Annotated in this window: 13 protein-coding genes and 1 tRNA gene; 5 read left to right on the top strand and 9 right to left on the bottom strand. The window is 37.0% G+C overall.

Features of this window, described 5'->3' with window-relative positions:
* Nucleotides 1–7: 7 nt before the first annotated feature.
* The 3 genes from SK086_RS02540 to SK086_RS02550 are packed head-to-tail and all read right to left on the bottom strand — an operon-like array spanning nt 8 to nt 2,731.
* Nucleotides 8–1,492, bottom strand: a complete 1,485-nt coding sequence (locus SK086_RS02540; protein ID WP_324689501.1) for a GH3 auxin-responsive promoter family protein — start codon at nt 1,490–1,492, stop codon at nt 8–10.
* Between the two features lie 2 nt (nt 1,493–1,494).
* On the bottom strand, nt 1,495–1,860 hold the full coding sequence (locus SK086_RS02545; RefSeq protein ID WP_324689503.1) for an SdpI family protein: 366 nt from the start codon (nt 1,858–1,860) through the stop codon (nt 1,495–1,497).
* Between the two features lies 1 nt (nt 1,861).
* Nucleotides 1,862–2,731, bottom strand: coding sequence for a M23 family metallopeptidase (locus tag SK086_RS02550; RefSeq protein ID WP_324689504.1), 870 nt, complete (start codon nt 2,729–2,731; stop codon nt 1,862–1,864).
* A gap of 139 nt (nt 2,732–2,870) precedes the next feature.
* On the opposite strand from SK086_RS02550, the gene SK086_RS02555 reads away from it, so the two are divergent.
* Together SK086_RS02555 and SK086_RS02560 are read left to right on the top strand one after the other, a co-directional pair.
* A complete protein-coding gene (locus tag SK086_RS02555; RefSeq protein ID WP_324689506.1) occupies nt 2,871–3,068 on the top strand; it encodes a Sec-independent protein translocase subunit TatA/TatB in 198 nt (65 codons plus the stop codon).
* A 15-nt stretch (nt 3,069–3,083) separates the two neighbouring features.
* Nucleotides 3,084–3,287, top strand: coding sequence for a Sec-independent protein translocase subunit TatA/TatB (locus tag SK086_RS02560; RefSeq protein WP_324689508.1), 204 nt, complete (start codon nt 3,084–3,086; stop codon nt 3,285–3,287).
* 74 nt (nt 3,288–3,361) lie between these two features.
* Here SK086_RS02560 and SK086_RS02565 read toward each other — a convergent pair whose 3' ends face one another.
* From SK086_RS02565 to SK086_RS02585, 5 genes are all read right to left on the bottom strand, one after another.
* On the bottom strand, nt 3,362–5,488 hold the full coding sequence (locus tag SK086_RS02565; RefSeq protein WP_324689510.1) for a Tex family protein: 2,127 nt from the start codon (nt 5,486–5,488) through the stop codon (nt 3,362–3,364).
* Between the two features lie 296 nt (nt 5,489–5,784).
* Nucleotides 5,785–6,687, bottom strand: a complete 903-nt coding sequence (locus SK086_RS02570) for a cation diffusion facilitator family transporter (RefSeq protein ID WP_290872740.1) — start codon at nt 6,685–6,687, stop codon at nt 5,785–5,787.
* A 1-nt stretch (nt 6,688) separates the two neighbouring features.
* Nucleotides 6,689–7,021 carry a hypothetical protein gene (locus tag SK086_RS02575; RefSeq protein ID WP_290872737.1) on the bottom strand — a complete coding sequence of 111 codons (333 nt, stop codon included), beginning with the start codon at nt 7,019–7,021 and terminating at the stop codon, nt 6,689–6,691.
* Nucleotides 7,012–7,443, bottom strand: coding sequence for a ribose 5-phosphate isomerase B (gene rpiB / locus SK086_RS02580; RefSeq protein WP_324689513.1), 432 nt, complete (start codon nt 7,441–7,443; stop codon nt 7,012–7,014). The genes SK086_RS02575 and rpiB overlap by 10 nt, the downstream gene beginning before the upstream one ends.
* Nucleotides 7,444–8,079: 636 nt before the next feature.
* Nucleotides 8,080–8,313: a DUF2007 domain-containing protein gene (locus SK086_RS02585; RefSeq protein WP_324689515.1), complete on the bottom strand. Its 234-nt coding sequence runs from the start codon at nt 8,311–8,313 to the stop codon at nt 8,080–8,082.
* A 112-nt stretch (nt 8,314–8,425) separates the two neighbouring features.
* Here SK086_RS02585 and rnr point away from each other — a divergent pair, with 112 nt between their 5' ends.
* Genes rnr through SK086_RS02600 form a run of 3 tightly spaced genes read left to right on the top strand, consistent with a single transcriptional unit; the run spans nt 8,426 to nt 12,022 of the window.
* A complete protein-coding gene (rnr, locus tag SK086_RS02590) occupies nt 8,426–10,606 on the top strand; it encodes a ribonuclease R (RefSeq protein WP_324689517.1) in 2,181 nt (726 codons plus the stop codon).
* Nucleotide 10,607: 1 nt separating this feature from the next.
* The gene (locus tag SK086_RS02595; protein ID WP_324689520.1) at nt 10,608–11,273 is read left to right on the top strand and encodes a head GIN domain-containing protein; all 666 of its coding nucleotides are present in this window, start codon (nt 10,608–10,610) and stop codon (nt 11,271–11,273) included.
* A 56-nt stretch (nt 11,274–11,329) separates the two neighbouring features.
* The gene (locus tag SK086_RS02600) at nt 11,330–12,022 is read left to right on the top strand and encodes a LysE family translocator (RefSeq protein WP_324689522.1); all 693 of its coding nucleotides are present in this window, start codon (nt 11,330–11,332) and stop codon (nt 12,020–12,022) included.
* A 256-nt stretch (nt 12,023–12,278) separates the two neighbouring features.
* Here the strand turns inward: SK086_RS02600 and SK086_RS02605 are convergent.
* Nucleotides 12,279–12,349 (bottom strand) — tRNA-Cys (locus SK086_RS02605).
* Between the last annotated feature and the right edge of the window lie 4 nt (nt 12,350–12,353).

The following is a 12,353-nucleotide window of genomic DNA, read 5'->3' on the forward strand; positions in this document are numbered from 1 at the left end:
TTCGCTCCTACTTAACAAAAAAGTCGGCTATCTTGCGGTCGTTGGCCAAGCGCGGCAGTTTGTTTTGGCCGCCCAGTTTCCCGATGGATTTCATGTACTCTTGGAAACCGTTTTTGGCCACTTTGGTAATCACGACAGTTCTCAACACATTACCTACAATCAAATCGTCGTAATAGGTGTTTTGTTTGCGCATGGCTTGATCAATTTTAAGCGCAAAGTCTTCCAGGTTTTCCGGTTCGTTTTCAAATTCGATGAACCATTCGTGGTACGGCAATCCTTGGTTAGGGGTAATTTGCGGCGCGACGGTAAATTCGTTCACACGGACATCGGTATCTTCCATAGCTTCTTTTAAAGCAGATTCGACTTCCTTGCCGATAACGTGTTCTCCAAAAGCTGAAATATAATGTTTGATGCGACCTGAAACGATAACGCGATAAGGATTTAAACTGGTGAATTGCACGGTGTCGCCAATGTTATAAGCCCAAAGTCCGGCATTGGTGGAAAGCAACAAAACATAGTTCACACCAAGTTCGACTTCACCTATGGTGTAGCGTCGCGGGTTTTCGGTGAAAAATTCTTCGGCTTTGACAAATTCGTAAAAAATACCAGAATTGAGCAATAACAACATCCCTTTTTCTTTTTGGGAATCTTGGTAGGCAAAGAAGCCTTCGGAAGCCGGAAAGAGCTCGATAGCATCGACTTTACGTCCGATTAAATTCTCGAATTTGGCGCGGTACGGTTCGTAATTCACGCCGCCGTAAATAAACAAATTGAAATTTTTAAAAATCTCACCTACAGGTTTATTTCCTTTTTGCTGCAGTTTTTCGAAATACATTTGCACCCAAGACGGAATCCCGGAAATCACGGTCATGTTTTCGTTGAAGGTTTCTTCAACTATCGCGTCGACCTTGGTTTCCCAATCTTCGATGCAGTTGGTTTCCCAGCTCGGCATGCGGTTTTTTTGGAGGTATTTCGGAACAAAATGCGCCACTATGCCCGAAAGTCGGCCGAGTTTAATCCCATTTTTTTCTTCTAAAATCGGGCTGCCTTGGAGAAAAATCATTTTGCCGTTCACAAAATCAGCCTTACCGGTTTCGTGTATGTAACTCAAAATAGCATTTCGAGCGGCTTCGATATGATACGGCATCGACTCTTTGGTGAGCGGAATGTATTTGGCACCAGAAGTTGTTCCCGAAGTTTTGGCAAAATAAATGGGTTTGCCTTTCCAAAGTATATTTTCTTCGCCTTTGACAACGCGGTCTACATACGAGCGAAGTTGTTCGTAATCCCGAATTGGGACTTTGGCGGCAAAATCCTGAAACGTTTTGATGTTGGCAAAATCGTGGTCTTTCCCAAACTGTGTGTTTTGGGCTTGTTCGATTAAATCACGGAAAACCTTTTCCTGGGTTTCTACCGGTTTAGTCGCCCAAGTTTGGACTTTATTATGAATGTATTGCGCAAATAATTTCGCAGCGATGGATTTGATGGACATAATTATTCGTTTGGAAAATTCTTTTTAATCGCTCTTTCGGTACTCCAAAATAAATAAATACAAACCAATGCCGAGAGTGCTACTCCGAAGATAACTTGCTGTTTTTCATTCAGGTGAAAAACCAGTCCCAAAAACGAAACCGCCAAAAGGAAAAAGCCAATTTGCAGCATTTTAACCGAAGAATATTTTTGAGAGAAATCCCAAAGCTGTTGATTTTTCATTGACTTTCCGGTTCTGTAGCCGTACAAATTATTGATTTTTTTGGGCGGAAATCGGAGTGAAATGAGTGCTGTAATCACAAAAACAAGGCCCATTAAAAAAGGCATGAAGAAAAGTTTTTCTACTACAACAATTAAAAAATCTTCCATATTATTCGAAGGCTATAAAAATGGATGGATCAATTGGGTACCCGTCTTTCCACAATTCGAAATGCAAGTGAACGCCGGTAGATTCTTGTCCGGTTGAACCGGCTAAAGCTACTACTTCACCCGATTTTACAGTTTCTCCTTGGTCTTTGGTCAATGATGCAGCGTGTTTGTAAGCAGAAATAAATCCGTTGTTATGGCGAATGATGATTACGTTACCATTGGTTGGTGTCCAATCAGCAAAAATTACGGTGCCGCTTAAGACGGATTTTATTGGGGTATTTTTAGCCAATGCGACATCAACGGCATAATGCTTTTCTTTCGGATTGAACTTTTCGGTAATCATGCCTTTGGCCGGCGGAAAAAGCACTACGCCTGCTTTGGGTTTAGCCTTTTCGAACAAGTTGTATTTGTCTTCACGAGCCACTTGCTCACGAAGCAATAAATCGGCTTTAGTCGGTTGCAAGTCTTCTTCCGAAATGGTTTCAATATTGGTTGCGGTAATGGAATCTTTACTGAATTTAGCGTAATCCAAATCGCCGGTTAAAATTTTTTTGATGGAGGCAATGTAGGCTTCGTTCTTTTTTAAGGCTTTTGACAATGAATCGGATTTCAGCGCCAATTCGGTCGCATCTTTTTTAAGTTTCGTTGACGCATAGCCCGGAATATATTCTCGCAAAGGGGTAAAAGCGATGATGTAAGTAGTGACAAAAATAATCAACAACGCGCCTATGGTAGCCACCACAAACACATTCATCAGTGTCAATCGCAAAGAAAATACTTCTTCAAAAGTGTCTTCATTCAGAATCACCAAGCGGTTTTTCGTGAACAATTTCTTTTTGATGATTTTGCGTTTGAGTCTTTTCTCAGACATGGTAATGGTTTATACCACAAATATAGGAATTATATCTGCTTAAGATTTCATAAAGTTTGCGGTTCTTTCGAGTCAAATAAACGCAGCTATTGATTTATTTTCTACCTTTGCCCATTATTATAATCTAATCAGAGAAATCATGAACTTTTTAATGATATTTTTAGGTGAAATCGGGATGCCTCAAATCTTGTTGATTCTTGCGATTGTTTTATTGCTTTTTGGCGGTAAAAAGATTCCGGAATTGATGAAAGGTTTAGGTAGTGGTGTAAAAGAATTTAAAAAAGCCGCTAAAGACGACACTTCTGAAACTAAGAAAGAAGAAGATACTAAAGAATAATTTAACAACAACTATATGAACTTTTTAACCATATTTTTAGGCACTATCGAGTTTCCTCAAATGATGTTAATTTTGGCGGTAGTTTTATTGCTTTTCGGCGGTAAAAAGATTCCGGAATTGATGAAAGGTTTGGGAAGCGGTGTAAAAGAATTTAAGAAAGCTGCCAAAGACGATACTGTGGCGCCAGCTACTCCGGCCAAAGAGGAAGAATCTAAATAGTACTTCCGCTTTTTATTGAGAAGAAAAATAAAATCCCAAATACCGATTCAAAAGTATTTGGGATTTTTTTATACTTAAAAAATCATGGTCAGTTGAATGCGTTTTCGGTCTTCATCTACCTCAACTACTTTAACTTGTACGTGTTGGTGCAACTTGACCACCTCATTTACATCAGACACAAAACCTTCTTTGAGCTGAGAAATGTGTACCAAACCGCTTTCTTTAATTCCGATATCGACAAAACAACCAAAGGCGGTAATGTTGTTCACTATACCTGGTAAAATCATACCGGAAAGAACGTCTTTAATGGTTTTCACATTGGGATCGAATTCGAAAATTTTAGCCGCTTTTCTAGGGTCAAGCCCTGGTTTTTCCAATTCTTTTACAATGTCCTTGATGGCTAACATTCCGATATCGTTGGTAATGTAATTTTCGGGTTTAATCAAAGCTATTTTATCTTTTTTACCGATTAATTCGGCAGTTTTCAGACCTAAATCTTTTGCCATTTTTTCTACCACCGGATAAGCTTCTGGGTGAACAGCCGAATTGTCCAGCGGATTTTTACCGTCTTTAATTCGGATGAAAGCCGCGGCTTGTTGGAACGCTTTATCACCTAAACGCGGTACTTTTTTGAGCTGCTTTCGGTCTTCGAACGGACCATTTTCAGAGCGGAACGCTACTATATTTTCGGCCATTTTTTCGCCAATGCCCGACACATAACTCAGGAGCGATTTACTGGCAGTATTGATGTTGATGCCAACCGAGTTCACGCAGCGTACCACTACCGTGTCGAGTTCTTCTTTCAGTTTGGTTTGATCTACATCGTGTTGGTATTGGCCTACGCCTATCGATTTCGGATCTATTTTGACCACTTCGGCCAGCGGATCAGAAAGACGTCTTCCGATAGATACCGAACCACGCACGGTAACGTCGAAATTCGGGAATTCTTCTCGAGCGATTTTACTGGCGGAATATACAGAAGCACCGGCTTCGGAAACCACAAAAACCTGAACCGGTTTGTCAAAAGCAATTTTTTTGATGAAGAATTCCGTCTCACGACTAGCGGTTCCGTTTCCGATAGAAATGGCCTCTATGTTGTAGGCGTTAACCATCGATTTGATTTTTTTCATGGCCATAGCCGTTTCATTTTGCGGCTGGTGCGGATAGATGGTTTCGTTGTAGAGCAAGTCGCCTTTTTCATCCAAACAAACCACTTTACAACCACTGCGATAACCCGGGTCTATGGCTAAGATTCGCTTTTCTCCCAGTGGCGGCGCGAGTAAAAGTTGGCCTAAATTGCCGGCAAATACTTCGATGGCTTTGCTGTCGGCTTTGGCTTTGGCTTCTTGTAAGGTTTCGTTGGAAATGGCTGGTTCAAGCAAACGTTTGAAACTGTCTTTAATAGCCAAACGCAATTGATCTGCGGTTTCTCTGTTATTTTTGATGGTATTGTTTTCGATGAATTCGATGGCTTCTTCATTGGCATCTAAACCCACGTTGAGTTTGACAAAGCCTTCCGCTTCGGCGCGCAACATCGCCAATAAACGATGAGAAGGCGCTTTAGAAATCGGTTCAGACCAATCGAAATATTGGGCAAATTTTTGGGCCGCTTCATCGTCTTTTTTAGCTTTAACCACTTTGGTTTCTACTACTGCTTTTCTTTGGAACATGCGACGGAGGTTCTTTCGGATATAGCTGTTTTCATTGATCCATTCCGCTACAATGTCGCGCGCACCTTGTAACGCTTCGTCTTCATTAGGCACTTTAGCGTTCAAATATTTAGAGGCGATGAACTCAATATCATCAGAATTTTGCGCCATGATGATTTTAGCCAATGGTTCCAAGCCGTTTTCACGCGCTACATCGGCACGGGTTTTTTTCTTCTTTTTATACGGCAGATACCAATCTTCTATTTCCTGTAAATCGAAGCTGTTTTCAATTTTAGTTTTTAAATCAGAAGTCAATTGTCCTTGTTCTTCGATCGATTTTAGGATGCTTTCTTTGCGTTTGTTGATATCGTCAAACTGTTTGGATAATTTGGCAATTTGCTCGATTACGGTTTCGTCTAAATTCCCGGTTTGGTCTTTTCGGTAACGTGAAATAAAAGGAATAGTGCAATCTTCGGAAAGTAATTTTAACGTGGCTTCAATACTTTTGGGTGATGCTGAAACTTGATTTTGAATGAATTGTATGGTGGTCATTTTATATCTTTGAGAAATGATTTGGACAATGATAAAATATTTTTTTCTAAGGATACTATTATTAGTAATTTTTTGTTTTGGAAGTATTGTGTTTTTTAGAGAATATGAGGAATTTTTCCTGGCCTATTTGTTCAGTATCTTAACAGGATTATTTTTTTGGTCCTTATTTTTAATGATAGAAAGCTACATTTTTCATCAGAAAAAATTGCACCTGAAACGAAACTTGAATCTCATTGCGGCAATTCCGGCATTCTTTTTAACGGTGTGCTTTTGGGTGTTTGTGATGAGTGTCTAATTCAATCCTGCACTATAAAGTCTTTAGGATCTTCCTTTTTAAATTCGGGCTGAATGTTGATGTGGTTGATGTTGAATTGGTGAAACAATACTAGCTCTACTTCATGTAACAGTTCGTTAAATTCACTCATTCGGATATCTTCCGAACAATCCAAATGCGCTTCGAGGTGTAATTCTTCGTCGTTAAGATGCCAAACGTGTATGTGGTGTAATTTTTTAACACCGGGAATTTTATGGACTTCGCGAACCAATTCTTTAATATCGATAAAATCAGGAGTGAACAACATGAGCATCTTGGTGGATTCGACTAACAGTTTTAAACCAACAACTATCAAATAAATCGCAATAATAATAGTCATCAAACTATCTACCCAAAACCAACCGTAAAATTGCATCAACAATCCACCAACCAATACAGCCACGGAAGCCATCATATCGGTAAGCAAATGCAAATAAGCCGATTTCATATTGAGGTTGTGCTCGGCATCTTTGCGTAAAAAAATCACCGAAAGACCATTCACAATAATCCCCAATAAAGCCAACCAAATCACTAAACCGGATTCAATGGGATGTGGATTAAAAAAACGTTCTACCGCTCCGTAAATCAGGATTAAAGCCACAATAACTAAGGTGGAAGCGTTGACAAAAGCGGCAATTAATTCGGCTCTTTTAAAACCAAAAGTGTTGTTGATAGATGCTTTTCTCCTAGATAATTTATGAGCGATGTAACTAAAAACCAAGGAAAGTACATCGGAGAAATTATGTAAAGCATCAGAGATGAGTGCTAAACTTCCTGAAATGATTCCACCCACAATTTGCGCGATGGTTATCAATAAGTTTAACAAGATGGAAATGACTAAATTTTTCCCTTTTACTTCATGTTTGTGAATGTGTACTTCGCTCATTTTAATTAATGGTGTGGGCGTAAATTTTAAATCCTAGCTGCAAATAAGCGTAACCTACAGGAAGGTTGAGCGACATTAAAAACAGTGTAGTTAATATTGATTTTTTATCTTTTTTGTTTTTCAGTAAAAGCTTGATTAGAGAAACCGAAACTGCAGTATTCAAGAGAAAAAATGAAATGATGAAAAACAAACTAACGAAAATCATTCCGCTGAAAGCAGTATAGTAATAGAGCGCCACAATCAAACTGCCGGTTACAAAAGTAGCTAAAGCCGTTTTCCGACCAAAACTATTGTACTCTATTACGGTTTTCGGATACATAAAGCTTACTGACAAGCTATTTTATTGACCCTATTAGCGTGTCTTCCGCCTTCGAAATCGGTGTTTAAAAAAGTGTCAACCATGTCAACCGCTTGTTGAATAGAGGTGTAACGCGCCGGAATACTAATAATATTAGCATCATTATGTTGACGAGCCAAAGCAGCAATTTCTTTAGTCCAACACAAAGCTGAACGAATGCCTTGGTGTTTGTTAACCGTCATGTTAATCCCATTTCCGGAACCACAAATTACAATACCGAAATCGGCTTTACCGGTTTCAACATCTTCCGCCACAGGATGGCCAAAATCAGGATAATCCACACTGTCAAAAGTGTCGGTTCCGTGGTTAACTACTTGGTAGCCTTTTTGTGTTAAATAAGCCAATATGGCTTTTTTATAATCCGGTCCGGCGTGATCGTTTCCGATGGAGATTTTCATAAGGTATGTTGTGTTATTAGTTGCACAAATTTACGGAATCTATTGATTGGATGCTTACATAATTCTAACTGATTGATTTTTAAAAAGTAAGCAAAACGCCATTTTAAGATAATTGTATAACTAATTGAAAATCATTAGATATATTTCAATATAAATGTTAAAATTATATAATGTTAATAGCGTTTTGCAAATCCTTGATAATCAGTTAACTTTAAATTAACATCAATTGTTAACAACTTTGGATAGAAAATCAGAAGTTTTTTGCCCTTGTATTTCTTTTTTTTCTAATCCAAAATTGGATTGAGAAAATCAAATTTAGTTTTGGCTTTTTATAGAAAAATTATGAGCACAAAAAAGTAGGTTTTCAACAATTATCAACAACTAAACTTATTAAAAAAAGTAGTGCTTCTTTGACTGTTAACAACTGTTAATAAAAACTAAATTTTAATTCATTTTAAGGCTTTTAGATTTTAAAATCGTTGTTAATTTCTCTGTATAAATTGGTATAACTTTTTTAAAAAATAAAATGACTAAAAGTTATGCGTGAAATTAACAAGCTATAATAACCATCATAAATTTTAAAATTTTAAAAATTCTTTTTTGTTGTTTTTAATTATTGTTGAAAACTTTGATTTTTCAAACTACAGTTAAAGGATTGTTTAAGTCGTTTAAAATTTGTTGCACTCTTTTGATATCGTTAGGATGTATTTTTAACTGAATACCGCCGTACGCTAAACTGGCTAAAGGATCAATGGCAATTAAGTTTTCATTTTGAAATAAATGCGGAATACCTTCGTGTTCTAAAATCGTTCTCAATACGTTGATTTCATGGGCGAAGTTGAAAATTGCTATGGTTATAAATTCAGTCATTTTTATGTGTTTTGCTAAAGGTAGTGAATGTTAGATTTATATTAAAACTCATAACTTATACTCATAACTAGTAAGTATTTTGTAATTTTCAACATTAATTAGAAATGATACAATGAGTAAGAAACCCAAAAAGTTCGGAAGTAAAGCCAAAACCTTTTCCGAAAAGATTTTTAAAATACTATCTAAAAATCCCAATAAGCCTTTCAATTACAAACAAATAGCAGCGATACTGGAACTCGACGATACTAAAAGTCGGAATGAAATTATAAAAGATTTAAAAATTTTAGCCGCTCAAAAACTAATCATCGAGTCGGAACCCGGAAAGTATTTAGTGAAAGCTACCAGTCAAAAATACTATGAAGGTACTATCGATATGACCAGTAGAAAAGCCGGTTATTTTGTTTGTGATGAATTAGAGCACGACGTTTTTGTTCCATTTGTTAATTTGAATCATGCCTTGGATGGCGACAAAGTAAAAGCGTATGTGTACGATCGCAGAAGTTCGAGGAAACCGGAAGCTGAAGTTTTAGAAATTATAGAAAGACACAAAGAAGAGTTTGTTGGCGTAATTGACATTCAAAAGAATTTTGGTTTTGTGACTACTGCCAATGCCAAAATGTACACTGATATTTTTGTACCAAAGAACAAATTAGGCGATGCTGAACACGGTGATGTTGTATTAGTTAAGTTGGAAGATTGGCCGGCAAAAGCCGATTCTCCTTTTGGTTCAGTGATAAAAGTGCTGGGAAAACCCGGCGAACACAATACCGAAATTCACGCGATTTTAGCCGAATACGGTTTACCCTATGATTTCCCGATAGAAGTAGAAGCTTTTGCTAATAAAATAGATACTTCAATCACGCCTGAAGAAATTGCTAAACGAAGAGACATGCGTAAAGTATTAACCTTTACCATTGATCCGAAAGATGCTAAAGATTTTGATGATGCCTTGTCGTTTCAAGTTTTAGAAAACGGCAATTACGAAATTGGTGTACATATAGCCGATGTGTCACATTATGTGAAAGAAGGTACTATTTTAGATGACGAAGCTTATAACCGAGCGACATCTGTGTATTTAGTTGATCGTGTGGTTCCGATGTTGCCTGAAGTTTTATCTAATTTTGCCTGTTCGTTGCGCCCAAATGAAGAGAAATATACGTTTTCGGCTGTATTTGAATTGACACCGAAAGCCGAAGTAGTCAACCAATGGTTTGGCCGAACAGTGATTTATTCTGATCAGCGATTTGCTTATGAAGAAGCGCAAAGTATCATAGAAACCCAATCCGATTTGATTCCGGCCGAAGTTTCCCTGACCGGAAAATCCTATCAGGCTCCGAAACCCATAGTGGAAGCAACTTTAAAAATGGATGAATTGGCTAAAATTCTTCGAAGAAAAAGAATGGCTGCCGGAGCAATTTCATTTGATAAAGTGGAAGTAAAATTCAACTTAAATGAAGCAGCTGAGCCTGTTGGTGTATTCTTCAAAGTGTCGAAAGATGCCAATCATTTGATTGAAGAATTTATGTTGTTGGCCAACAGAAAAGTAGCGGAATTTATAGGTAAACAAAAGAAAACCTTTGTATACCGAATTCACGATGAACCTAATGAAGATAAGTTGATGAATTTACAAACGGTGATTTCTAAATTCGGCTATACGATTAACATGAAATCGAAGCAAGATATTTCGAAATCATTGAATAATTTATTAAACGAAGTCAACGGTAAAAAAGAGCAAAATTTAGTTGATACGCTGACCATTCGAAGTATGAGTAAAGCAGTGTATTCTACCGAAAATATTGGTCATTACGGATTAGCATTCGATTTCTACAGTCATTTTACTTCGCCAATTCGTCGTTATCCCGATGTAATGGCGCACCGATTGTTGCAACATTATTTGGATGGTGGCAAAAGTGTGAGTCAAGAAGATTATGAAGCTAAATGTGCACATTCCAGTGATATGGAAGCATTAGCGGCTCAGGCAGAAAGAGATTCTGTGAAATACATGCAGGTGAAATACATGCAAGACCATAAAGACCAAGAGTTTTTAGGCGTAATTTCCGGTGTAACTGAATGGGGAATTTATGTTGAAATAATTGAAAACAAATGTGAAGGTATGGTTCGCATCCGAGAAATCAAGGAAGATTATTATGTGTTTGATGAAAAACAATATGCTTTAGTAGGTCAAGTTTCAAAAGCATTGTTACAGCTTGGAGACGAAGTGTATGTGAAGGTTAAAAATGCCGATTTAGTGAAGAAACAATTAGATTTTCATTTTATAAGAAGAAACGAATAGTATGAAAAATGTAGTGTATAGTGCATTGTTATTCAGTGCTGTAACTTTTGGACAAGTTGAAAAAAATGTTGGTGATTTTGATAAAGTTACCGCTTTCGATCAGATTGATGTTTTCTTGGTAAAAAGCAGCGAAAACAAAGTCATCATTGATGGTAAAGAAGCCAATGAAGTTGAATTGGTTAACAAAAATGGTGAACTTAAAATCAGAATGTCGCTGACGAAATTATTAGGCGGCGATCACATTTCAGTAACGGTTTACTTCAAAAATATTACTGCTGTTGAAGCTAATGAAGGTTCCAGAATAGCATGTGGCGATCTTATAAAAACACTGACTTTTGATGTAAATGCCAAAGAAGGTTCTGAGGTTAAAGTTAAGCTTGAAACCCAAAAATTTTCAGCCAGAATTGCCAATGGCTCTAAAGTTATCATTGAAGGAAATGCTGATAATCAGGATATTTTAGTGAATTCAGGCGGTATTTTTGAAGCACAACAATTCAAAACAAAGCAAACTACTATTACTGCCAATGCCGGTGGCGAAGCGGATATTTTTGCTACAGATATAGTAGAAGCTAAAGTCAGAGCCGGTGGCGATATTACCATTTACGGCAAACCGAAACAGATCAATCAAAAAGTCATAGCCGGCGGAACGGTTAGAGAAGCGAAGTAGTATTTTTTTTAAATTTTTCAAATTTAATGCTAACTTGCAGTGTCAAAATTCAAAACATGATTTTTTTAAACGATATTTTATCCGCCATACCGCTCGGTTTTTTCCTGAGTTTTATGATTGGTCCGGTATTTTTTGTACTCCTGGAAACCAGTGTAGTCAAAGGATTCAGAGCTGCAGTCATGTTTGATTTGGGTGTAGTTTTAGCGGATATTATCTTTATTCTGATTGCTTTTTTCAGTAGTTATCGTTTGATTCAAAGCATCAAAGATGATCCGGCCTTGTTTATTTTCGGCGGATTAGTTATGCTTACTTATGGGATAATATCTTTTATCAAAAACAAGAAAGAATCTAAAAAAAACATCGATGAAATTGACCCTAAAGAATTAGCAAAGACCAATTACTTTTCTTTATTCATCAAAGGTTTCTTTTTAAACTTTATTAACATTGGCGTCCTAGGTTTTTGGTTGGCTATCTTAATTACCATTGGTCCGCAATTAGAATTAAAGGCGTCGCGAATGATTACTTTTTTCGCAACATTAATCATCGTTTATTTTATAACCGATTTATTTAAAATAATATTAGCCAAACAGTTACGAAGCAAACTCAATCCTAAAAACATCCTTTTAATCAAAAAGGTTATTAGTATTGCTTTAATCATTTGTGGTGTCGTTTTACTGTCACAGGCTTGGTTTCCAAAAGAGCAAAAAATAGTGAATTCTGCTATTGAAAAGTTAGAAGAACAAGAATAAATATTGATCAAAATAAAAAACCTTAGATTTTATTCTGAAGTTTTTTTATGCTTTTATTTTCCGGATTCGAACACAATCTTTAATTAATTTTTCTTAAAAATTAACCATAAAAAAAACCTCCAAGTTTCCTTCTTCAGTCGCAATGCTATTGTGCTTTAAGATTTAGAGTCATCGTCCGGATTCGAACACAATCTTTAATTAATTTTTTCTAAAAATTAAGCATAAAAAAAGCTCTCAAAAAGAGAGCTTAATTAAGAGGCATCGTCCGGATTCGAACCGGAGTATACGGTTTTGCAGACCGGTGCCTAGCCGCTCGGCCACGATGCCAGTT

The sequence above is a fragment of the Flavobacterium cheonhonense genome (assembly GCF_035671315.1).
GTDB classification, from domain to species: domain Bacteria; phylum Bacteroidota; class Bacteroidia; order Flavobacteriales; family Flavobacteriaceae; genus Flavobacterium; species Flavobacterium cheonhonense.

What these genes read in the sequence shown, in the direction of transcription:
- SK086_RS02540 (WP_324689501.1), bottom strand. Translation starts at nt 1,492, where the DNA reads ATGTCCATCAAATCCATCGCTGCGAAATTATTTGCGCAATACATTCAT.
- SK086_RS02545 (WP_324689503.1), bottom strand. Translation starts at nt 1,860, where the DNA reads ATGGAAGATTTTTTAATTGTTGTAGTAGAAAAACTTTTCTTCATGCCT.
- SK086_RS02550 (WP_324689504.1), bottom strand. Translation starts at nt 2,731, where the DNA reads ATGTCTGAGAAAAGACTCAAACGCAAAATCATCAAAAAGAAATTGTTC.
- SK086_RS02555 (WP_324689506.1), top strand. Translation starts at nt 2,871, where the DNA reads ATGAACTTTTTAATGATATTTTTAGGTGAAATCGGGATGCCTCAAATC.
- SK086_RS02560 (WP_324689508.1), top strand. Translation starts at nt 3,084, where the DNA reads ATGAACTTTTTAACCATATTTTTAGGCACTATCGAGTTTCCTCAAATG.
- SK086_RS02565 (WP_324689510.1), bottom strand. Translation starts at nt 5,488, where the DNA reads ATGACCACCATACAATTCATTCAAAATCAAGTTTCAGCATCACCCAAA.
- SK086_RS02570 (WP_290872740.1), bottom strand. Translation starts at nt 6,687, where the DNA reads ATGAGCGAAGTACACATTCACAAACATGAAGTAAAAGGGAAAAATTTA.
- rpiB (WP_324689513.1), bottom strand. Translation starts at nt 7,443, where the DNA reads ATGAAAATCTCCATCGGAAACGATCACGCCGGACCGGATTATAAAAAA.
- SK086_RS02585 (WP_324689515.1), bottom strand. Translation starts at nt 8,313, where the DNA reads ATGACTGAATTTATAACCATAGCAATTTTCAACTTCGCCCATGAAATC.
- rnr (WP_324689517.1), top strand. Translation starts at nt 8,426, where the DNA reads ATGAGTAAGAAACCCAAAAAGTTCGGAAGTAAAGCCAAAACCTTTTCC.
- SK086_RS02595 (WP_324689520.1), top strand. Translation starts at nt 10,608, where the DNA reads ATGAAAAATGTAGTGTATAGTGCATTGTTATTCAGTGCTGTAACTTTT.
- SK086_RS02600 (WP_324689522.1), top strand. Translation starts at nt 11,330, where the DNA reads ATGATTTTTTTAAACGATATTTTATCCGCCATACCGCTCGGTTTTTTC.